Origin of the sequence: Kutzneria buriramensis, from assembly GCF_003387475.1 — a bacterium.
Classification (GTDB): domain Bacteria; phylum Actinomycetota; class Actinomycetes; order Mycobacteriales; family Pseudonocardiaceae; genus Kutzneria; species Kutzneria buriramensis.
Map to the genome: position 1 here is coordinate 135,252 of NZ_QUNO01000006.1, position 21,648 is coordinate 156,899.

Below are 21,648 nucleotides of genomic sequence, written 5' to 3' on the forward strand. Positions count from 1 at the left end.
CATCTCATGGACACACGTGGGTCGGAGACGTACGACGTCGTGGGCATCGGGTTCGGACCAGCCAACCTGTCGCTGGCCATCGCGCTGGAGGAGAGCCCGCAGCGGCTCACCTCCGCCTTCTTCGAGCGGCAGCCGTCGCTGGGCTGGCACCGCGGCATGCTGGTGCCCGCCGCGAAGATGCAGGTCGCCTTCCTCAAGGACCTGGTCACGTTCCGGAACCCGACGTCGACCTTCAGCTTCGTGTCCTACCTGCACGATCGGGGCCGGCTGGCGCGGTTCGTCAACAACCAGGACTTCTTTCCCACCCGCCGCGAGTTCCACGACTACCTAGAGTGGGCCGAGTCCCGTGTGTCGCACCGGGTGTCGTACCAGTCCGAGGTCACCGCCATGCGGCTGCCGTGCGCTCAGCGCCCGGGCGAGGACGACCACGTCGAGGTCGAGGTGCGCGACCGCACCGCGCCCAGTGGGTCCCGCACTGTCGCCGCGCGCAACGTCGTCATCTCCACCGGGCTCGTGCCGCGCATGCCGGCGGGCCTGCAGACCGACGAATTCGTCTGGCACAGCTCGGAGTTCCTGCACAAGTTCTCGCGAGCCGACCACAGCGGGCTGAAGCGGGTGGCCGTCGTCGGGGCGGGGCAGAGCGCCGCGGAGATCGTGCGGTTCCTCTACGACATGCTGCCCGACGCGAACGTGTTCGCGATCATCCCGTCCTACGGCTACTCCATCGCCGACAACACCCCGTTCGCCAACCAGATCTTCGACCCGGCGGCGGTCGACGACTTCTACGCCGGGTCGGATCAGGCCAAGGACGCGATCTGGCGCTACCACCGCAACACCAACTACTCGGTGGTCGACGACGAGGTGATCAAGGACCTCTACCGGCGCCAGTACGACGACGATCTCGGCCGCCCCGGGCGGCTGGCCTTTCTCAACCTCTCCCGGGTCCTCGACGTGAAGCGGGTCGGCGAGGACACGAGGGTCACGGTGCACTCGACGGCCACCGAGCAGGCCGCCGACCTCGACGTCGACGTGCTGGTCTGCGCCACCGGCTACAGCCCGATGGAGCCGGCCGACCTGCTCGGCGACCTGGCTCGGTACTGCGTCTACGACGGCGACGGCCGGTACCAGGTCGACCGCGACTACCGGCTGGTCACGCCGGATCTGGACTGCGGGATCTACCTCCAGGGCGGCACCGAGCACACCCACGGGCTGTCCTCGTCACTGCTGTCGAACATCGCGGTGCGCAGCGGCGAGATCGCCGCGTCGATCGCGCGCCGGCGGCTGTCCACCAACGGAAACGGAGTCCACGCATGAGCACCAACCCGTTCGACGACGAGAACGGCCAGTTCTACGTGCTGGTCAACGACGAGGAGCAGCACTCGCTGTGGCCGACCTTCGCCGAGGTGCCCGGCGGCTGGCGGGTCGTGTTCGGCGCGGAAGGCCGGTCGAACTGCCTGAAGTACGTCGAGGAGAACTGGACCGACATCCGGCCGAAGAGCCTGCGCGACGCGATGGCGGCCGACGGCGCCGCGTCGGCGCGCTAGTCCGACCACGAAGGGAGATCCGATGAGCAGCGTCGTCGACCGGTGGGACATCCACCCCGGTCACCCGTGGCTGCGCGGGCTGCGGCCCGAGCTGCCGGTCCAGTTCGACGAGAACATGGGCCTGTGGGGCGTCTACGGATATCAGGAGGCGTTCGACATCCTCAACGATCCGCGGACGTTCTCGTCGAGGACGGCGCACCTCGCGCCGATCACGTACGACGAGTCGCTGAACGACGGCGACCTGACCCAGATGGATCCCCCGGACCACACCAGGTACCGCAAGCTGCTCAGCCACGCGTTCACGCCGAAGGCCATCGCCGGGCTGGAGCCGCGCATCCGCGAGATCACCGCCGAACTGCTGGACGGGATCGCCGGCCGAGACCGGTTCGACCTGGTGACCGATCTGGCCTATCCGCTGCCGGTCGTCGTGATCTCGGAGCTGCTGGGCGTGCCGAGCAGCGACCGCGACCTGTTCAAGAAGTGGGCGTTCCGCATCATCGACGACCTGAACGGGATGGCCTACCTCACCGGGGGCGAGGACGAGCAGAAGGAGGTCGACGAGGCGACAGCCGGCATCCAGCCGTTGCTCGACTACCTGCTCGAGCACGTGCTGGAGCGGCGCAAGCGCCCCCGCGAGGACATGCTCAGCCAGCTCGCATCGGCCGAGGTGGACGGGGTTCGCCTGACCGACAACGAAATCGTCAACATCGCGAACATCCTGCTCGTGACCGGGCACATCACCACGACCATGCTGCTGGGCAACACGATGGTGTGCCTCGACGCCTACCCGGACCAGGGAGCACGGGTGCGGGCGGATCGCTCTCTCGTGCCCACGGCGATCGAGGAGGCGCTGCGGACGCTCACCCCGTCGGCGGCGATGTCCCGGCGCACGACCCGGGACGTCGAGATCGGCGGGGTTGCCATTCCGGCCGACAAGATGGTCCTGGTGTGGCTGGGCGCGGCCAACCGCGACCCGCGGCAGTTCGCCGAGCCGGACGCGTTCGACGCCGGCCGCGATCCGAATCCGCATCTCGGGTTCGGCCGTGGCATCCACTTCTGCATCGGCGCGCCGTTGGCCCGGCTGGAGGGTCGGATCGCGCTGAACGCCCTGCTGGACCGCTATCCCGGCCTGGCCGTCGATCCGGCGGACCCGCCGGTGTTCTTCCCGTCCCCGGACATGATCGGCGTCCGCGGGCTGCCGCTCCGCGTCGGATGACGACCATCGCGGAGATGATCGAGCGGCAGGTCGCCTCCGCTCCCGACCGGGACGCCGTGGTCTGTGGCGACGTGGGCCTGAGCTACCGGGAGCTCAACCGCCGGGCAAACCGGCTGGCGCGTGCCCTCGTACGGGCCGGTGTCGGGCCGGAGTCGCTGGTGGGACTGGCTTTGCCGCGGTCGGCCGACCTCGTGGTGGCGTTGGTGGGCATTCTCAAGTCGGGGGCCGCGTATCTGCCGATCGATCCGCGGTACCCCAGCCGCCGGTTGCGGGTGGTGCTGTCCGAGGCGTTGCCGGACCTGGTGCTGACCGATGCCCGCACGGCGGGGGAGTTGCCGGTCACGGACGCCCCGCACCTGCTGCTGGACGCCCTGGATCTCGCCGCTCCGGGCCAGGAGGGCAACCTGGCCCAGGGCGAGCGCCTCTCGCCGCTGCGGCCGGGCAACATCGCCTACCTGATGTACACGTCCGGCTCGGCCGGGCGGCCTAAGGGCGTGGCCATCACCCACCGGAACGTCGCCAACGGGATCACCGCGCTGGCGCGGGTGATGGACGTGCGGCCGCGTTCCCGCGTGCTGGCCACCACCTCGATCAACTTCGACGTGTCCGTGTTCGAGGTGTTCACGGCGCTGGCCCACGGCGCGGTCGTCGAGGTGGTACGCGATGTGCTGGTGCTCGCCGAACGGACCGGCTGGACCGGCGACGTGGTGCACACCGTGCCGTCGGTGTTCGCCGAGATGCTGGACCAGATCGCTGGCAAGGTCCGGACCGACACGGTGGTGTTCGCCGGGGAGGCGCTGCCGGGGACGCTGATCGGGCAGGTGCGGGCGGCGCTGCCGGGGGCGCGGGTGGTCAACGCGTACGGGCAGACCGAAAGCTTCTACGCGACCACGTATCGGGTCCCGGTGGACTGGGCCGGCACGGGCAGTGTGCCCATCGGCGTTCCGATCGACAACATGCGCGCCTACGTGCTCGACGCGAGGCTCGCGCCGGTTCCGCCAGGCGTGGCCGGCGAGCTCTATGTCGCGGGCGAGGTGGGGCGCGGTTATCACGGGCGGACCGGGCTGACCGCCGAACGGTTCCTCGCGGACCCGTACGGCCCACCCGGGCATCGGATGTACCGCACCGGCGACCTGGCTCGCCGGAACGCGGACGGCGACCTCGAGTGCATCGGCCGCGCCGACTTCCAGCTCAAGATTCGCGGTTTCCGCGTCGAGCCGGCCGAGGTGGAGGCCGCCCTGGTGGCTCATCCGCAGGTGGCCGCGGCCGTGGCCGCCACCGGTCGCGGCAGGCTGGTCGGCTACGTCGTGCCGGCGGGCGCCGAGACCGTCGACGTGCGGGACCTGCGCCGCTTCGCGTCGGTGCGGCTGCCGGAGTACATGGTTCCGTCGGCGTTCGTCGTGCTCGATCGGCTTCCGCTGACCCCCAACGGCAAGCTCGACCGAGCCGCGCTGCCCGACCCGGCACGCGGCCGGGCAGCGGTGGACCGCGGAACTCAACCGTGAGTGCCGCCCGGCCGCGCCGTCACGCGTCGTGCGCGGCGCCGGCCGTGTGCGCGGCCGGGCCCACCGGCGTCCCGCCGCCGGCCAGCCGGACCGCCAGGCCGTCCAGGATGGTCTGGAGGCCGTACTCGAATCCGTTGTCCGCCGGCGCCTCGCCCTCGTCGTCCCAGTCCGCCATCCGGGCGCGCATCCGCGGGAACTGCATGGCGATCTCGGTGATCTTCTCCATCGACTCGTGCATCTGCTGCTGCTCGTCCGCGCTGCTCCGCCGCAGCCGCCGCTGCCAGGCCAGCTCGGCCGACTCGCCGAGGGCCCGGCCGAGAACGAACATGAACACGGTGTTCAGCGCCCAGTCGGCGTCCCGGCCGCTGAACCCGGCCGTCTCGTAGAGCCGGAGGCAGTGGTCGTCATGGCGGGCTTTCCTCGGGCCGTAGATGAGATGGGTGCTCATGGCGGGCACCAGCCACAGGTGCCGGTTGATCATCGCGTGCAGGCCGTGCGCCATCGTCGTGGCCGCGGTCCGCCAGTCCACCACGCCGAGATCGGGCAGCTCGATCTCGCTCCACACCTCGTCGCCGGCGAGCACGACGAGGTTGTCCTTGCTCTGCACGTGCCAGTAGACGGCCGTCGCCGCGCAGTTGAGCCGTTTGCCGAGGGCCCGCATGTTCAGCCCCTCCAGTCCCTCGGTGTCCAGGACTTCGACGGCGGCCGACACGATCTGTTCCCGGGTCAGCGTTTCGCGAGGCATACCCGCAGGATAAGGCACGCCTCGGGCATGATCGACTCCGCCACTTGCACGCAGTTCAAGTAGTGCCCTACACTCGCCTGGACTTGAACACCATGCAACTCCTTTGCGGCTAAGAATCTCTGGATAGAAGGAAACATGGCGATCCCCACACCGCCCCTGGCGATCTCGGTCGCGCAGTTACGCAAGTCCTTCGGCGAGCAGGTGGTGCTCGACGGCATCAACCTGTTCGTCGAGGAAGGCACGATCTTCTCGCTGCTGGGTCCGAACGGCGCCGGCAAGACGACCGTCGTGAAGATCCTGTCCACCCTGCTGGCCCCCGACGACGGCGTGGCGACCGTCGGCGGTCACGACGTGGTCCGCGAGCCGGACGCGGTGCGTGGGGCGATCGGCGTGACCGGCCAGTTCTCGGCCGTCGACCCCTTCCTCAATGCCGAGGAGAACCTTCGCCTGATGGCCAGGCTGTGGCATCTGAGCCGCGCCGACGGCCGTCGCCGGGTGGCCGAGCTGCGCGAGCAGTTCGACCTGGGCGACACCTTCGCCAAACCGGCGCTCACCTATTCGGGTGGTATGCGGCGCAAGCTCGACCTCGCGATGACCCTGGTCGGCTCGCCGCGCATCATCTTCCTCGACGAACCGACCACCGGCCTGGACCCGCGCAGTCGCCGGACGATGTGGCAGATCGTGCGCGATCTCGTGGCCGGCGGCGTGACGGTCTTCCTCACAACGCAGTACCTGGAGGAGGCCGACCAACTCGCCGACCGGATCGCCGTGCTCGACAAGGGCCGGCTGGTCGCCGAGGGCACCGCCGAGGAATTGAAGCGTCTCGTCCCTGGCGGGCACATCGTGCTGCGGTTCGCCACGGTCGCCGACCTCGACCGGGCTGCCCGGGTGTTCGCCGGCGAGGGAACGCGTGACGACGACGAGCTCACGCTCCAGATTCCCGGCGACGGCAGCGTCCAGGCGCTCCAGGCGCTGCTCGGCCGGCTCAACAGCGCGTCGGTGACCGCGCAGAGCCTCTCGATCCACACCCCCGACCTGGACGACGTCTTCCTCGCCTTCACCGATCAGGCGCGGCTGGAAAGGATGGTCCGCGGATGAGCACTCTTCCCTACGCCGTCAGCGATTCCGTCACGTTGCTGGGGCGCAACCTCAAGCACATCCTGCGCTACCCGACCACCGCGGTCGCGGTCGTCGGCATCCCGGTCATCTTCCTGCTGCTGTTCGTCTACGTCTTCGGCGGCGCGCTGGGCGTCGCCGCTTCCGGCGCCGCGCACGGGAACTACGTCAACTACGTGGTGCCCGGGCTGGTCGCCATGACCACGGCCACGGGCGCCGTGGGCACCTCGACGTCGGTCAGCGTGGACATGACCGAGGGCATCGTCACCCGCTTCCGCACCATGGCCATCTTCCGGCCCGCCTTCCTGATCGCACGGGTCGTCGCGAGCATGCTCCAGACGCTGGTCAGCATCGCCCTGGTCATCGGGGTCGCGCTGCTGATGGGCTTCCGCCCGACCGGCAGCGCGGCCGGCTGGCTGGGTGCGATCGGCATCCTGGCGCTGATCTCGTTCGCGCTCACCTGGCTCGCCGTCGCGTTCGGTCTCACCGCGAAGACGCTGGACGCGGCCAGCAACGCGCCGTTCCCCCTCATTCTGCTGCCGATGATCGGCAGCGGCATCGTGCCGACCGACTCCATGGCGCCCGGCGTGCGGCAGTTCGCCGAGTACCAGCCGTTCACGCCCGTCATCGAGACGGTCCGCGGCCTGCTGATGGACACCCCGGTCGGCTCGAACTGGATCATCGCCGTCGGCTGGTGCCTCGTCATCACCGTCGCCGGATACCTCTGGTCGGTGCGGGCGTTCAACCGCGATCGGGCCAGCCAGGGCGGCGGCATGGCACAGGTCGGGGCCGCCGCCGGCTGACGGCCCCGAACCACCGAGAGACAACAGCGCGACACCGCCGACGGTGTCGTGTGGAACGACGCTGCCCGTAATCGGTCAGGGAAGTGAGGAATAGTCGTGCTAGGGCGCCTTGGGGGCTGGGTGGCACGCCACCCGTGGTGGACCATCGGCGGCTGGCTGGTCGCGGCCGTGCTGATCGTGCTGCTGGCGCCGCCGCTGCCAACCCAACCCAACCAGAGTCATGAACTGTCCGACGACTACCAGTCGGTCCAGGTGGATCGCCTCCAGGAGCACGCCTTCCCCGGACGGCAGGAGGCGTACACCGGCGTGTACGTCATCCTGCGGCATCCCGGCGGCGGCTCCGTCACGGACGCCGACGTCGTGAAGGCGGGGCAGGTCGGCGACGCCCTGCGCGGCAAGAAGATCGTGTCGGTGACCGGGGTCGACCCCCAGACGACCGCGCCTGACCGCTCCCTGGTGTGGGTTCCCGTGCGGATGATCCGCAGCACGGTGGCCAGCGTGCTGGTGCAGCAGGCCGACGCGGTCACCCAGATCCGCGCCGCACTGCCGGAGCTGCTGGCCGGGAGCGATCTCCAGGCGAAGGTGGGCGGGGACGCCGCGGCCTACCTGGACGACTCGAATTCGCTGAGCCAGTCGCTGTCCATCGTCACCATCGCCACCCTCGTGCTGATCATCGGGCTGATCCTGCTGATCTTCCGTGGGCCGCTGGCCGCGGTGCTGCCGATCATCGTGATCCCGGTGACCATGGAGGTCGCCCTCAGCATCGCCGCGATGGTCGCGACGCCGGCCAACCTGGTCTTCGACCAGAGTCTCCAGATCGTGGTGCTGATCCTCATGTTCGGCATCGGCGCGGACTACTTCCTGTTCCTGCTGTGGCGGTTCCGTGAACGCCTGCGTGCCGGCGACGACCGGGCGACGGCGCTGCGGTACGCGGTGGAACGGGCCGGTCGGGTCATCATCGGCACCGCGCTCACCACGATGGGGGCCGTCCTGGTGCTGCTACTGGCCTCCTTCCGCCTGTTCCAGGCGTGGGGACCAGCGCTGGCGATCGCCGTGGGCACGATGGCCGTCACCGCGCTGACCCTGATCCCGGCGCTGCTGCGGCTGCTCGGGCCGGCCATCTTCTGGCCGTCCAAGGGCTGGCAGCGGCAGCCCAAGGGCCGGACTGCTGCCCGCCTCGGTCAGCTGGTGGCCCGCCGTCCCGCGGTGGTGGCGGTCGTGTCCGTCGCGTTGATGGCGGTGCTCGGCGCCGGCGTGTTCACGTTCAAGCTCAGCTACGACGTCCAGGGCGGATTCCCGACCGACACCGAGTCGTACCAGGCGCAGCAGCAGTTCGAGAAGGTCGTCCCGGGCGCTGCCGGCCTGAACTATCCGGCGGAGGTGATGCTGCGCAGCAAGGACGGGTCCCGACTCGGACCTGAGCAGTTGACCGCGTTCGTTGCCGCCGTCCAGCACCTGCCCGGGGTCGGGGTGGTCGAGCCGCCGTCGGTCGGCACCGCGGACCCCTCGGTGGCCCAGGTGGACATCCGGCTCCAGCAGGACCCGTTCTCCGACGACGCCATCGTCCACATGCGAGACACGTTGCGACCGGCGATTCTCGCCGCGGCCCCGGCCGGCACCAACGTTTACGTCGGCGGAATCACGTCCGGCTACGTCGACATCGACCACGCCACCCGGCGGGATCTGCCGGTGATCCTCGTGGCGGCGGCCGTGCTGATCGCCCTGATCCTGGCGCTCGTCGTGCGGTCACTGGTGGCCCCGCTGCTCCTGGTCCCGTCGGTGCTGCTCGGCTTCGCGGCCGCGCTGGGCGCGGCGGTCTATGTGTTCCAGGACGCGCTCGACAAGCCGGGCCTGAACTTCCAGCTGCCGTTGCTGCTCTACCTTTTCGTGCTCGCCATCGGCACCGACTACAACATTCTGATGGTCTCCCGCTTGCGGGAGGAGATCTCGATGGGGCATGGTCCGCGGGAGGCCGCGGGACGGGCCATCCAACACGCGGCGCCCATCGCGGCGGCGGCCGGTCTGATTCTCGCCGGCACGTTCTCGGTGATGTTGCTGGCGCCGGTCACCATGATGCGGCAGCTGGGGTTCTCGGTGGCGCTCGGCATCGCGATCAGCGCTTTCGTGATGGCGCCATTCCTCGTGCCGGCGCTCACCGTGCTGGTCGGCCGGGGATTCCTGTGGCCGTCCAAGGCCGCGCGTCAGCAGGACGGGCGCCACACGGATCGGCTGAGCATGGCCGAACGGTGAGCGCGGTGCGACAGAGGGGGACACCCCGTGCGGGGAAGGAAGGACTATGAGCGATTTCGCTGATCGTTGGGGTCTCAATCCGGCCCACTTCTGGCTGCGTGGCAAGGAGCCGGAGCGGATCGTCGAGCACGACGAGAAAATGGGCATCTGGAACGTCTACGGCTATCCGGAGGCAGCGGAGATCATCGGTGACCCGGTGACCTTCTCCTCCGACTCGTCGCGGCTGCTGCCGGATGCGGAGGACAAGGACGAGTACTCGGAGGGCGATCTCCTGCAGATGGCCGAGCCGGAGCACACCAATCTGCGCAAGCAGGTCGGCCGCGTGTTCAGCCCGGCCGCGGTGGCCAAGCTCGGCGCCCGGATCACGGAGCTCGCCACCGGGATCCTGGACGAGCTCGCCGGCCGCGACCGGATCGACCTGATCAAGGACTTCGCCGACCCGATGTCCGGCATCCTGTTCTGCGAGATCCTGGGCATCCCGCCCGGCGACCGCGAGCTGTTCCGGCTCATCCAGCAGTCGATCGACAGCCCCGTGCCGATCTCGACGGTGCCGCCCGAGGACGGCGAGGAGAGTTACCTCGAGGCCCAGCTGGCGCACCTCCAGCCGCTGCGCGAGCGACTCGCCGAACACGTCGACGGGCATCGCAAGAACCCGAGCGACGACCTGCTGGGGGTGCTCACCGGGCTCACCAAGCTCGACGGCACCGGCCTGAACGACAACGAGGTGACCAACTTCGCGATCATCATGCTCGGCGCGGGCCACCTCACCAGCACTGTCCTGATCGGCAACACCGGTCTGCTGCTGGACGAGTTCCCCGACCAGGCCGCGCGGGTGCGGGCGGACCGGGCGCTGGTGCCGAGCGTGATCGAGGAGTCGTTGCGCTTCCTCACCCCCGCCGCGGCCACCTACCGGGCCACCACGGCCGAGGTGAAGGTCGGCGACACGGTGATCCCCAAGGACCAGATCGTCCAGGTCTGGTATGCGGCGGCCAACCGCGACCCGCGCCAGTTCGAGCGCCCGCACGAGTTCGACCCGGGGCGCGACCCCAATCCGCACTTCGGGTTCGGCCGCGGCATCCACTACTGCCTCGGCGCCCACATGGCCCGGCTGGAGGGTCGCATCGTGTTCAACCTGCTGCTGGACCGCTTCCCGGCAATGCGAACCGACCCGGCCGACCCGCCGAGCTTTTTCGGCGCGCCGGACTTCATCGGCCTGCACTCCCTGCCGGTGCGCGTGAATTGATCGGCCACGGCGCCCGGTTGTCCCGTCGACAGGACAACCGGGCGCCATAACTTCCGTCACTCTTGACCATGCTGGATCAGTGGATAGGCTTGGCGTCGCGAGGTGTTTTTCCCTTATCGCACAGGCCTGTCGCCGATCGGATTCCGCGACGGCCGATACCAGAATCCGATTGTCTTCGCGGTGGAAGACGGCGAGGAGGTCGCCCCCGATGTCGCAGGCGCAGATGAGTGACGAGACGGAACACGCGGCGGACAGGACCGAGATAGTGACGGCCGCGGTGGAGTGGTTGCGCACCGAGTTGAACGATCCCGACATCACCGGTGCCGAGAACTTTCTGGACGTCGGCGGTCATTCGTTGACGTTCTCGAAGCTGAACATCTTTCTCGGCGGCACGTTCGGCGCCGAGCTCGACAAGAAGCTCACCTATGAGCGTTCGCTGAGCGAGGCGGTGGCCGGGATGACGCCGGTCGACCGACCCGAGACGATCGAGAAGTGAGGACAGCGTCGTGACGTCGAACATCGAGCGGACAGATTTCGCTCTGAGTGCCGAAGAGCTGGACTTCTTCCGGGAGCGGGGCTACATCGGGCCGGTGACCGTCTACTCGCCGGACGAGATGGACGAGATCTGGAAGACGGCGCAGCGGCAGACGCTCGACCGGTCGCGCGCGGCGTACGCCGAAGAGGGCGCGATCGCCGGCACCACCAACATCGCGAACTATGACCGCCACCTGGACGTCGACGCGCTGGCGCGCCACATCTGCAACCGGCGCATCATCGACCGCGTCGCGTCCATCCTCGGCCCGGACCTGCTGTGCTGGCGCAGCGAGTTCTTCCCCAAGTACCCCGGGGACGAGGGGACCGACTGGCACCAGTCCGACACGTTCGCCAACGCCAGCGGCAAGCCCCAACTGCTGTGGCCGGGGGAGTCGGAGGACGACTTCGGCGCCGGCACGCTCACCGTGTGGACCGCGTTCACCGACTCCACGCTGCGCAACGGCTGTCTCCAGATCATCCCGGGCACGCAGCACCAGATGAACTACGACGAGACCAAGCGGATGGACTACCGGGCCGAGCAGATCAACCAGGAGACCAAGAACGGGATCCAGCGCGGCTTCTTCGGCTACGACTACCGGCAGCTCCAGTTCGACCCGAACTGGAAGCCGAACGAGGACGACGCCGTGTCGCTGGTCATGGAGCGCGGCCAGTGCGTCATCTTCTGGTCCACCCTGATGCACGCGTCGCTGCCGAACGTCAGCTCCGGCAAGGACTATCGGATGGGTTTCGCGTCCCGGTACGTGCCCACGAAGGTGCGCATCTACCCGAACACCGACCGCATCTACGAGTACGGCGGCAGCATCTCCCTGGACAAGTGGGGCGCGGTGCTCGTGAACGGCCGGGACGAGTACGGCCACAACAAGATCGTCACGGAGACACTGCTGGGCACGCCGTTCACGGCCTGAGCCGGGTCATGTCGGATGCACGCCCCGTCGTCGCCTTCATCCCGCCGTCGGGCTGCGGCGCCGGCTACTTCCGCCGGGTGCTGCGGGCACTCGACGGCGTTGTCGAGTGCCGAGCGGTAGAGCTGCCCGGCCGAGGCCGCCGCTATCGCGAACCGCTCCTCACCGACGCGGACCTTGCGGTGAACGACCTCGTGCAGCGGCTGGGCGGCCCAGTGGACGCGATCTACGGCGAGAGCCTGGGCGCGTACCTCGGGCTGGCGGTGGCGGCGTCCGTCGAGCAGGACCGCACCCCGGTCCTGCTCGCGGCGTCGAACGCCCCGCCGTGCGTGCGGGGCCCCGTCGGGACCGGCGAGGTGGATTCCGTCGCCGACGCCGTGGCCGGATTGGCGGCGCTGGGCGGTGCCAGCCCGTCGGAGGTGGTCGAGGATGCTCTTCCCTTGCTCCGCAGCGATCTCTACCTGTCCCGGTCGCTCATCACAGCGCTGTGCGGAGCGACGGTGAGTGCGAATATCTGGGTGCTCGCCGGTGAGCAGGATGCCGGGCTTGTCCGCCCGGAGGCGTGGGCTGAGCACACCACCGCGCAGACGACGATCATTCGCCTGACCGGCGAACACCTGCTGTCGGCGACGAATCCCGCCGGCGTCGCCCAGGTGGTGCAGAATGCGCTGGCTCAGTAGTCGTCGCGGTCGGACCGCGGTCCTCGACGGTACCGCCGCATGTAGCTGCGGGTGTAGTTGCGCGTGTAGCCCCGACCGTACCAACCGTAGCGGTCGCCGTCGTAGTACGCGTCGTCGTCGCCGTCGAGGTCCCCGTCGTTCCAACCGGAGCGTCGGGGATCCCGGCTGCCTCGAACCAGCGCGGCGCCGGCGACGCCGAGCAGCACCGGAATCGCTATGAGCAGCCACAGGTGGGCGACGACGAGCACCACGACCGCGATCCCGAGAATCGGTGCCGCGACCCGCGTGATCACACGCGTGCCGTTCGGCCGCCGCTCGCGGACCGCCGCCTGCGGTTCGGGAGCGGGCGCAGGGACCGGTGCGGTCGAGTCGAACGTGGGATGCGGCTGGGGCAGGTCGTCGAACAACGCGGCCAGGTCGCGACGCGTCACCGCGGCCGCCACCTGTGCGCTGCGGTCGTCGAACTCGCTGAGACCCAGCCGACCGGTGCCCATGTGCTCACCCAGCGCAGACAGCGCGGACTCCCGTTCCGCATCGCTGACGCGCACGTCGGAGAACTCGACCATGCTGTCATTGTACAGCGTTCAAGTGGTCGCTCGTCGAGTGTCGACGGAAGCTCACGTCCGCACTTGAACATAGTACAAGTATCCGTTACGATGTGGCATCGTGGATTCGATCTTCTATCTCGGTCTCGTGCTGTTCGCCGTAGGCGCGTGGCAGGCCATCCGGCGATACTCGCATTCCTTGGCCATCGGCGTGATCCTGCCGGTCTACCTGGTCGGCGCGGTCCTGACGTTCGCGGGACTGGGTCGGATCGGCAATTTCGTCAGCTATCTGTTCGTTGCCTGGTTCGTGCTCCTGCAACTACTCGTCGTCTCCAGCAGGCGCAAATACTTCTTCCATCTCGTGCCGTTCGCCGTCCTCTATGGCGCGGCCGTCGGCTTCTTCGTGAAATTCTACGCACTGCAATCCTTCTTCTGGCCGACGGTGGCCCTGACCGCCCTGTTCCTGCTTGTGAACCTGGTCGTGCAGCTGGGGAGCAAGGACGCCGTGGAGGCGCACGTCCAGCTCAAGAAGGCCGTGCTCGCGGAGATCAAGGAGAGCGACATCCGACAGAAGGTCCAGAAGGAGCTGGGCCATCGCACCCTGGTCGTGCAACACGTTGTGATGTCGGTGCTCGCGTTCGCCGGCGCCTGCGTCCTCGTCTTCTACCTGGTCAACGGCAGCCTGTGAGCATCTTTCGCCGGGTCCCGTCCCTACCAAGTGGGACGGCCGAAGACAGGCAGACGGACGGTGACGTCGAGCCCGCCGGTGGGCCGGGCGGCGATGACGAGCTCGCCCCGATGGGCGGCGACAATGGCGTCCACAATGGACAATCCAAGGCCGGCGCCCCGGTCGGTGTGGATTCGCGCGCCCTCGCCGCGGACGAAGGGCTCGCGCAGCCGTGCGACGGTCGTGGGCGCGATGGGCGGCCCGCTGTTCGCGATGCGGAGGAACGCCCACCGGCTCGCGATGCCGGTGGTCAATTCGACGTGGCCATCGGAGTGGTTGTGGCGGATGGCGTTCTCGAGCAGGTTGCCGCACATGCGTTCCAGCAGAACAGGTTCACCGATGACCGGTGCTGGTCGCAGGTTGGCGCGCACGGTGAGGTCACCGTCGTCCAGGCTGGTGGCGCCGAATTCGACGAGGTCGGCGAGGTCGATGCGGTGCCGCGGGCCGGCGCCGGCCTGGCTTTGGGCCAGGGCGAGTAGCCCCTCGAGGGTGCGCTGGCCCTGCTCGACGGCGGCGCGTACGTCGGCGGTCATGGCGAGTAGGTCCGCCGCGCTGGGCCGGCTGTCGAGTGTGACGTCGATGGCCGTGCGCATGATGGTCAGCGGAGTGCGCAGTTCGTGGGCGGCGTTGGCGGTGAACATGCGCTGGCTCGCGAGAACTCGGTCACGCTCGGCGACGCCTTCCTGTATGCGGTCCAGCATGTCGTTGATGGTGCCGGCCAGGGTGGCGAGCTCGTCGGCGGGCGTGGTGACGGGCACCCGCTCGGACAGGTCCTCGGCCGAGAGGCGCCGGGCTGCGGCGGAGATCGTGCGGATGGGTCGCAGCACCCGCCCGGCCACCAGCCAGCCCAGTGCCGCGGCGAGCACCGTGACCACGGCGAGCGCGACAGCGGCCTGGGTGAGGAAATCGACGAGGGTGACCTCCTTGACTCCCTCGGGCAGCGCCGGCGGCGCACCGGATCCTGGCGACGGGCTGAGGACGATGACTGACTGCCGGCGGCCGGCGTTGCTGCGCATCAGCAGGTACGTCAGGCCGGTGAGCACGATGCCGGCGGCGAGCACCAGTGCGGTGTAGAGGATTGCGAGTCGGCCGCGCGCGGTCATGGGATGGTCCGGTAGCCCGCGCTCGGCACGGTCTGGATGAGCTGCGGGTCGCCGAGCTTGCGTCGCAGCGTGCCGACGGCGATCCGGACCGCGTTGGTGAAGGGGTCGGCGTGCTCGTCCCACACCTTGTCCAGCAAGGTTTCCGCGCTGACCACGGCGCCGCCGGCGGCGAGCAGGTGCTCGAGCACGCCGAACTCCTTGGGCGTCAGGTGCAGGAGCCGTCCCGCGCGCTCCGCCGTGCGGCGCACCGGGTCGAGCACCACGTCGCCGGCCCGCAGCAGCGGCGGCGTCGCGGGTGCGCTGCGCCGGGACAGCGCCCGGACCCGGGCGACGAGCTCGGAGAACGCGAAGGGCTTGCCCAGGTAGTCGTCCGCGCCCAGGGTGAGCCCGTCGACGCGGTCCTCGACCGTGCCGGACGCGGTGAGCATCAGGATCCGCGCCGTGCCGCGCTCGGCCAGTTCCCGGCACACCGTGTCGCCGTGCACGACGGGCAGATCTCGGTCCAGCACGACGACGTCGTAGGGCGTGACCACGCATTTGTCCAGCGCTGTGCGCCCGTCGAACGCGACGTCGACGGCGAACCCGTGCTTGCGCAGGCCGGCCGCGATGTACTTGGCCAGCGGTTGCTCGTCCTCGACCAGCAGCACCCGCATCCGGCCAGTGTCCCCGCCACGACATATGGATCACGTATGGATCGGGCATCGGCCCCCGATCGTGCGGGATCGGTAGATCTTCGGCCATGACGACCACGACACGACGATCGGTGCTCGGCCTGATCGGCGCTTCCGGCGCGGTGCTCGCCACCGGCGCGCTTGCCGGCGCCGCCTCGGCCGCGACGCCCGGTGACCTGCGCGCGTTCGACCAGTTCCTCCGTGATCAGGGGTTCTCCGGCAGCTACCTGTTCGTCCACAGAGGACGAACGGTGGCGGCCGGGTCCTACGGCCGCGCCAACGACGCCGCGCTCAACGGACCGGACACCCGGTTTGCCATGGCCTCGGTGACCAAGCTCTTCACCGCGGTCGCCATCGCCCAGCTCGCGCAGGCGAGGAAGATCGGATACGGCGACAAGCTGGGCGCCTTTCTGAGCGGATTCCCGGCCGGCATCGCGGAGACCGTGACCGTGCACCACCTGCTCACCCACACCTCCGGCCTCGGCGACGTCTTCACGATGCCCGGCTACCTGGCCGAGGCGCTGTCGTGGACCAGCGTCGACCAGGTGATGAACGGCACGACCGACTACATCCGTCGAGCGACGCTGGGGTTCCCGCCGGGGGCCGGGTTCGAGTACAGCAACGCCGGTTACCACCTGCTCGGCATGATCGTCGCCCGGGTCTCCGGGCAGTCCTACTACGACTACGTCCGCGAGCAGGTGTTCCGGCCAGCCGGCATGACCAGCACGGACTTCTACCTCCGGCCGCAGTGGCACGCCGATCCTCGCATCGCCCACCCCTACGCGGTCCAGCCCTCCGGCGAGTACCTCGATTCCATCGACCGCCGGCTGTACGTCGGCACGCCGGCCGGCGATGCCTTCTCGACCTGCGCCGACATGGCCCGTTTCGCCCGTGCGCTTCAGGGTTCGACGCTGCTCGACGCCGCCTTCACGCCCCTCACTCTCGGCGGCAAGGTGCCGCTGGGGCCGCCGACGACCGGGCCGGCGCCCGCGGTCCCGCCCGTCGCCTTCCAGTGCTACGGACCGATGAAGACGCTGGCCAACCACCAGTGGGTGACGGGCCACAGCGGGGGCGCACCCGGCACGTCGACCGACTTCCAGATGTACCTCGACAGCGACTGGGTGTCGGTGATCCTGAGCAATCGTGACTTCGGCGCCGGTGGGGTGCCGCCGTGGCCGGCCAAGGCACGCGAACTCATCACCGCGTGACGCCGCCACAGCGCCGTTCATGTGGATCAGTTGAACGGAGATTCGAGCACTGGCGGGTCGCCGCTGCCGCTGGAGTCCGTTCCGTGCAGATCGATGCCGTCGTCAGCAACGTGGAGGAGGAGCCTCGTGCACTCGACACCGGGCCCGCTCCTCATGGCCGGCCGCCATGAACATCAGTCGGGCGCGGCCAGCAGGTCGGCACGTGGGCGGAGTCGTCCCACTCTTGACTCATTTCGGAAGATGTTGTGCTGCCCAGGTTTCGAAGCTGGTGACCGGGATGTCGAAGGCCCGGGCGAACTCCGGTCGGGCGGGCTGGCCGACCGCGTTTATCCGGTCGTGGGCGGCGCCCATGGGCGGCATGCCGGCGGCGAGGGCTTCGGCGATGGTCATGTCGGGCGCGGAGAGAGGGTGGCCCAGCACGCGGGCGAGGATCGCGGCGACCTCGTTCATCGAGCGGTAGTCGCTGGCCAGTTCGAGCTCGACCCGGTGGAAACGGGTGGGGTCGGCGATCGCGGCAGCGGCTGCGACGCCGATGTCGTGGACGGCGACGAGGGACAGCCGGGTCTGTGGCTTGAGCACGGTGACCAGGCCGCCGTCGATGCCCCGCGGGAACAGGAAAGCCATGGAGGGCAAGAAGTTCTCCATGAAGAAGCCGGGCTTGAGCAGTGTCCACAGGGGAAAGTCGGCGGCCCGGAGGTGGTCCTGGATGGTGCTCTTGGCGTCGAGGCTGGGGATGGCGGTGCCCCAGGCGGGATCGCCGGCGTGTTGGCCGGCGCCGGTGACGGAGGTGTGGACGAACTGCTGGACGCCGGCCGCCTTCGCCGCCTCGATGAGGTTGATGGCTTGTCTGACCTCGCCGTCGAAGTCGGGCCCGGTCGAGGTGAAGGCGGGCATCTGCACGGAGAAGGCGGTGCGGACGCCGTCGGCGGCGCGGCGTAGGGAGTCGAGGTCGTGCAGGTCGCCGACAACCAGCTCGGCGCCCTGAGCGGCGAGGGCTCGCGCCCGGTCGGTGCTGGGGTCGCGGACGAGGGCGCGGATGGGCACGCCGGCGGCGAGCAGGGCGCGGGCGGTGGCGCCGCCCTGCCGGCCGGTCGCGCCGGTCACGAGAACGTCGGGCATGGGTACTCCCTCGAGGCTAAGTGGCGGGGCCCGCCGGTTATCGTCCGGTACGATATGGCGGGGCCCGCCACTTAGCAAGAGGGGATGCCATGGCCGAGCAGCAGCGCGCCGACGCCCGGCGCAACTACGCGCGCATCCTCGCGGTGGCCGAGGCGGAGGTGTCCGCGCACGGCGCCAACGCGTCGCTGGAGCAGATCGCGCGGGTGGCGGGCGTCGGCTCGGCGACGGTGCGGCGGCACTTCCCGACCCGCCACGCGCTGCTCGCGGCGGTCTCGCACGAGCGAATCGAAGCGCTGTGCGCACGAGCCCACGAACTGGCCGACGAGACCGACAGCCGGCAAGCGCTGCTGGCCTGGCTGGCCGACGTCGTCAGCTACTCCGTCGCCGCGCGCGGCCTGGCTGCCGCGTTGGCCTACGACGGCGACGTGCACCGCAACTCGTGCTCGGCCGCGCTCGAGGAGGCAGCCGATCCGTTGCTGCGCAATGCGATTCGCGACGGGGCGCTGGCCGAGGAGGTCGCCGCCGTCGACCTGATCACGTTGATCGTCGGCATCGTGTTGGCCACTGAGCACTTCCCGGACCCCGCGGCCGAGGCGCGCCGGCTGTTCGGCCTGGTGGTCGCCGGCCTGAGCCCGGACGGACGGCGCTAGCCCGCTGGCACGCCGGCACCGTCCGGGCAAGGGTCTCCCACATGATGAACGGGCGGCGACGTGCCTTGTTGCCGCGGATTGCGCCTGCAAGCATCGGTGCCGCGGTCAAGGAAATCCTCTTGTGCCGTAACGGTTTCTCGCGCCACCGAGAAGGATCACCGTCATGCCCCAGCACGTCTTCCCCCGTCGGGCCCTGTTACGCGGCGCCGGCGGCCTCGGGTTGGCCGCCGTGCTCGCCGCGTGTGCGGCCGGCACGGACCCGGGCGGCACGCCGGCCGCCGGACCGGCGAAACCGGGCGGGACACTGCGGATCGGCATGCCGGTGCCGCCGACGGCCGTCGATCCGGTGACGATGCACGACGGTTCGGCGATCGCCATCGTCCAACTGGTGGCGGACTACCTCATCTGGTTGGACAGCGACTTCAGCCTCAAGCCGCGGCTGGCCGAGAAGTGGAGCGCGGAGAAAGGCAACCAGCAGTGGGCTTTCACGCTGCGCCAGGTCGTCACGTTCTCTGACGGCACGCCACTGGACGCCGCCGCGGTCAAGGCCTCGTTCGACCGGCTGCTCGACCCGGCGAAGAACTCGGCGGCGCTGGCCGCCTTCAAGACCGTGCTGGCCCAGGGCGGGGTCAGCGTCCGCGACAGCGCGACGGTGGTGTTCACCTTGCAGCGGCCGTTCTCCGACTTCCCGTACCTGGTGTCGGCCGGCAACTACAACGCGGTGATCCTCAAGTCCGACTACGCCGGCGGCTTCACGTCCAAGGCGATCGGCACCGGGCCCTTCCTGCTCACCGACTACAACCCATCGACCGGGGCAACGCTCACCCGCAACCCCAAGTACTGGCAGCGCGGAAAGCCCTACCTGGACGGCGTTCGGGTGAAGTTCTACGCCGACGCCCAGGCCGAGCAGTTGGCATTGCAGGGCGGCGACATCGACACGCTGGCGATCACCGACCCGTCGGTGATCCAGGAGGCCGGCGATGTCGTGCTGGACAGGGCGCCCGCGACCAGCATGACCGCCCTGACCCTGCGGGTCGACCAGCATCCCTTCGACCGCAAGGAAGTCCGCCAGGCCATCGCCTACGCGCTGGATCGGCCGGCGGTCAACGACGCCGTCGACAACGGTATCGCCCAGCTAGCCAACGACCACCTGTTCGCGCCGTTGTTCCCGAGCAGCCCCAAGGAGCCCAGCTCGCGGCACGTCCAGGTGGCGGTGGACGGCGTCGTCGTGGCCGACACCCGGCGGCCGGTGCTGGTGTTCGAGACCCGCTTGCCGGTGCGGTACTACATTCCGCCCGAGGACGTGGACCTGAGCCGGCTGGTCCGCAGCGTGTTGCGGACCCGCTGCCCGTACAAGGGAGAGGCACGGTACTGGTCGGTGCGTGGCGGCCCGGACAACGTCGTGTGGACCTACCCGGACCCGATCCCGGCCGCCGCGGCAATCCGGAACCATGTGGCGTTCTACAACGAGGTCGTCGACATCACCGTGGACGGTGAGCCGGTTGAGCGCCCGGTCACCGTGTTCACCGAGCGCTTGACGACCCGTTAGGGCTTGGCCGCCGGTGCCATTCCTCGGTGAGCTGCTGGTGGGACCGGACCCGGTCGGCTACTTGGGCCGCGATGGCAGTGAAGGCGCAGGGCCACCGTCTGGTGTTGGCCAGCTCGGGCAAGCCGGAGCATGTGGAGCACTACCTCGATCTGTTGCGCGCCAGGACAGCCGAATCTGTGCGGCGGGTGCGTCCGCCGACTACCCCGATCACGCCCCACAGCACGACGAGCAGGCCGATCGAGACGACCAGCAGCGCCCTGATCACCGGGATCTCGGCCGGATCGACGAGGTCGCCGAGCCGGGGTGCGAGCACGCCGGCCGGGTCCTCCACGACGTCCACGTGGTCACCGGGGTCCGGCCGATCGTCCACCGCGACCGTGTCGCCGATCAGCGAGCCGTCCGGCCGGCGCAGACGGGCCGCGCAGGCCAGGCCGCCGCCCTTGGCGCGCTGGCAGCTGGTGGACACCACCGTCGCGGTGATGCGCGTGCCGTGGTCGGCCAGGTACCACAGCGAGCTCAGGCCGACCATGGCCATGCAGAACCAGGTGGCCAGCACCGTCGGGAACAACGGCCAGACCCGGCGGGTGAGCACGATCGCGACACTGGCCGCGATCGCCCCGCCGAGCACGCCCAGGATGAACGAGAAGACCTGCACGACGCCGCTGTCGCTGGTCGCGCCGACCCCGATCAGCCCGCAGACAAGCAGCGTGGTCAGCAGGCAGAGGCCGACGCGCACGGTGGTCCGGCGCCAGCCCCACGGGGCGAGCCGGTCCGATCCGGTCCGGGAATGGAAACGCGTGTCTTCGGCCGGCATTCGTGGATTCTGGCACGTCAGTGCCCCACCAGGGCGCAGAACCGGAATTCCCTACCGGCCAGCCCAGGAGCAGCCGGCCAGCTCGCAACCAGCGTGCGCCGGACGTCCTGAACGCACCCTCACGCCGCCGCGCGTGTGTGGCCTTCCGCTCCTGTCGATGGGCGGATGCATGCGAAATCGCGAGTGGGGACGGGAACGTCAGTCAATGCTGCCACCTATGGCCGGCTGGTGGCGGTTCGAGGCGGCGAGATCAGCAGGCGTGCCTTGCTCGAGAATGTGCCCGACCAGGTCCGTGGTCCATTGGACGTATTCGACTTCCACGCCGTCGGCGTGCCCGGCGTAGAGGAAGCCGCCGGTAGGCGACGGTGTCGGTGGTGCGGTGATGGTGGCGTCCGCGTCGGTCAGGATGGCGTGCACGGCATCGAGATCGTCGACGACGACCGTGGCGGAGGCGTGTGCGTACTTCGCGCGTTCCTCGGCGGGACCGGCGATTACCAGGAAGTCGCCGATCGCCGCCAGCTCGATCGCGTGGAAGGGCAGTCGGAGGTGTGGTCGTTCGCCGGCGAGCCGCTGTAGCAGCGGGAGCGCGTCGTCGAGGTTGTCGCTCCACACGCGGGCGTAGGCGTTGAGGATGGTCACGTTCGTCGGTCGCTGGCCCATCACCAACGACATCGCCGAAGCTGTCGCGCCCCAGTCGGCGACG

General features: G+C 69.4%; 21 protein-coding genes and 1 pseudogene. 15 read left to right on the forward strand and 7 right to left on the reverse strand.

Annotation, left to right across the window (positions count from 1 at the left end; genetic code table 11):
* The first annotated feature begins 6 nt into the window (after positions 1–6).
* The 4 genes and pseudogenes from BCF44_RS18645 to BCF44_RS18660 form a co-directional block, all read left to right on the forward strand.
* Positions 7–1,314: a lysine N(6)-hydroxylase/L-ornithine N(5)-oxygenase family protein gene (locus tag BCF44_RS18645; protein ID WP_116175608.1), complete on the forward strand. Its 1,308-nt coding sequence runs from the start codon at positions 7–9 to the stop codon at positions 1,312–1,314.
* On the forward strand, positions 1,311–1,544 hold the full coding sequence (locus BCF44_RS18650) for an MbtH family protein (RefSeq protein WP_116175609.1): 234 nt from the start codon (positions 1,311–1,313) through the stop codon (positions 1,542–1,544). Before BCF44_RS18645 ends, BCF44_RS18650 begins: the two co-directional genes overlap by 4 nt.
* 22 nt (positions 1,545–1,566) lie before the next feature.
* On the forward strand, positions 1,567–2,760 hold the full coding sequence (locus BCF44_RS18655) for a cytochrome P450 (protein WP_116175610.1): 1,194 nt from the start codon (positions 1,567–1,569) through the stop codon (positions 2,758–2,760).
* 14 nt (positions 2,761–2,774) lie between these two features.
* Positions 2,775–4,223, forward strand: a pseudogene (locus BCF44_RS18660) (amino acid adenylation domain-containing protein); the annotation flags it as partial.
* 61 nt (positions 4,224–4,284) lie between these two features.
* Here the strand turns inward: BCF44_RS18660 and BCF44_RS18665 are convergent.
* On the reverse strand, positions 4,285–5,010 hold the full coding sequence (locus BCF44_RS18665; protein ID WP_116175612.1) for a TetR/AcrR family transcriptional regulator: 726 nt from the start codon (positions 5,008–5,010) through the stop codon (positions 4,285–4,287).
* Positions 5,011–5,145: 135 nt separating this feature from the next.
* On the opposite strand from BCF44_RS18665, the gene BCF44_RS18670 reads away from it, so the two are divergent.
* From BCF44_RS18670 to BCF44_RS18700, 7 genes are all read left to right on the forward strand, one after another.
* Positions 5,146–6,108, forward strand: coding sequence for an ATP-binding cassette domain-containing protein (locus tag BCF44_RS18670; protein ID WP_116175613.1), 963 nt, complete (start codon positions 5,146–5,148; stop codon positions 6,106–6,108).
* A complete protein-coding gene (locus BCF44_RS18675) occupies positions 6,105–6,929 on the forward strand; it encodes an ABC transporter permease (RefSeq protein ID WP_116175614.1) in 825 nt (274 codons plus the stop codon). Before BCF44_RS18670 ends, BCF44_RS18675 begins: the two co-directional genes overlap by 4 nt.
* A 120-nt stretch (positions 6,930–7,049) precedes the next feature.
* On the forward strand, positions 7,050–9,179 hold the full coding sequence (locus BCF44_RS18680) for an MMPL family transporter (protein WP_211353093.1): 2,130 nt from the start codon (positions 7,050–7,052) through the stop codon (positions 9,177–9,179).
* A 46-nt stretch (positions 9,180–9,225) separates the two neighbouring features.
* The gene (locus tag BCF44_RS18685) at positions 9,226–10,422 is read left to right on the forward strand and encodes a cytochrome P450 (protein ID WP_116175616.1); all 1,197 of its coding nucleotides are present in this window, start codon (positions 9,226–9,228) and stop codon (positions 10,420–10,422) included.
* Positions 10,423–10,630: 208 nt separating this feature from the next.
* Positions 10,631–10,918 carry a hypothetical protein gene (locus BCF44_RS18690; RefSeq protein ID WP_116175617.1) on the forward strand — a complete coding sequence of 96 codons (288 nt, stop codon included), beginning with the start codon at positions 10,631–10,633 and terminating at the stop codon, positions 10,916–10,918.
* A 10-nt stretch (positions 10,919–10,928) separates the two neighbouring features.
* Complete coding sequence (locus BCF44_RS18695) at positions 10,929–11,882, forward strand: chlorinating enzyme (RefSeq protein ID WP_246015251.1); 954 nt, start codon at positions 10,929–10,931, stop codon at positions 11,880–11,882.
* An 8-nt stretch (positions 11,883–11,890) separates the two neighbouring features.
* Positions 11,891–12,559: a thioesterase II family protein gene (locus tag BCF44_RS18700; RefSeq protein WP_116175618.1), complete on the forward strand. Its 669-nt coding sequence runs from the start codon at positions 11,891–11,893 to the stop codon at positions 12,557–12,559.
* Here the strand turns inward: BCF44_RS18700 and BCF44_RS18705 are convergent.
* Positions 12,553–13,125, reverse strand: coding sequence for a DUF1707 SHOCT-like domain-containing protein (locus BCF44_RS18705; protein WP_116175619.1), 573 nt, complete (start codon positions 13,123–13,125; stop codon positions 12,553–12,555). The two genes, BCF44_RS18700 and BCF44_RS18705, sit on opposite strands and share 7 nt — an antisense overlap.
* A gap of 100 nt (positions 13,126–13,225) precedes the next feature.
* Between BCF44_RS18705 and BCF44_RS18710 the strand changes: the two genes are divergently transcribed.
* Positions 13,226–13,792, forward strand: coding sequence for a hypothetical protein (locus BCF44_RS18710; protein ID WP_116175620.1), 567 nt, complete (start codon positions 13,226–13,228; stop codon positions 13,790–13,792).
* Between the two features lie 23 nt (positions 13,793–13,815).
* On the opposite strand, the gene BCF44_RS18715 is transcribed toward BCF44_RS18710, so the two are convergent.
* Positions 13,816–14,934, reverse strand: a complete 1,119-nt coding sequence (locus BCF44_RS18715; RefSeq protein WP_116175621.1) for a sensor histidine kinase — start codon at positions 14,932–14,934, stop codon at positions 13,816–13,818.
* Positions 14,931–15,587, reverse strand: coding sequence for a response regulator transcription factor (locus tag BCF44_RS18720; protein WP_116175622.1), 657 nt, complete (start codon positions 15,585–15,587; stop codon positions 14,931–14,933). The genes BCF44_RS18715 and BCF44_RS18720 overlap by 4 nt, the downstream gene beginning before the upstream one ends.
* Positions 15,588–15,673: 86 nt before the next feature.
* On the opposite strand from BCF44_RS18720, the gene BCF44_RS18725 reads away from it, so the two are divergent.
* On the forward strand, positions 15,674–16,813 hold the full coding sequence (locus tag BCF44_RS18725; protein ID WP_116175623.1) for a serine hydrolase domain-containing protein: 1,140 nt from the start codon (positions 15,674–15,676) through the stop codon (positions 16,811–16,813).
* Between the two features lie 228 nt (positions 16,814–17,041).
* Here BCF44_RS18725 and BCF44_RS18730 read toward each other — a convergent pair whose 3' ends face one another.
* Positions 17,042–17,932 (reverse strand): NmrA/HSCARG family protein, encoded by an 891-nt coding sequence (locus tag BCF44_RS18730; protein ID WP_116175624.1) that lies wholly within the window; start codon positions 17,930–17,932, stop codon positions 17,042–17,044.
* An 89-nt stretch (positions 17,933–18,021) separates the two neighbouring features.
* On the opposite strand from BCF44_RS18730, the gene BCF44_RS18735 reads away from it, so the two are divergent.
* The gene (locus BCF44_RS18735; protein WP_116175625.1) at positions 18,022–18,582 is read left to right on the forward strand and encodes a TetR/AcrR family transcriptional regulator; all 561 of its coding nucleotides are present in this window, start codon (positions 18,022–18,024) and stop codon (positions 18,580–18,582) included.
* 163 nt (positions 18,583–18,745) lie between these two features.
* Entirely contained in the window at positions 18,746–20,131 is a 1,386-nt protein-coding gene (locus tag BCF44_RS57590) for an ABC transporter substrate-binding protein (protein WP_116175626.1), read from the forward strand.
* A 139-nt stretch (positions 20,132–20,270) separates the two neighbouring features.
* On the opposite strand, the gene BCF44_RS18745 is transcribed toward BCF44_RS57590, so the two are convergent.
* Positions 20,271–20,945 carry a hypothetical protein gene (locus BCF44_RS18745; RefSeq protein WP_116175627.1) on the reverse strand — a complete coding sequence of 225 codons (675 nt, stop codon included), beginning with the start codon at positions 20,943–20,945 and terminating at the stop codon, positions 20,271–20,273.
* 198 nt (positions 20,946–21,143) lie between these two features.
* Positions 21,144–21,617 carry a VOC family protein gene (locus tag BCF44_RS18750; RefSeq protein WP_211353094.1) on the reverse strand — a complete coding sequence of 158 codons (474 nt, stop codon included), beginning with the start codon at positions 21,615–21,617 and terminating at the stop codon, positions 21,144–21,146.
* Positions 21,618–21,648 lie beyond the last annotated feature (31 nt).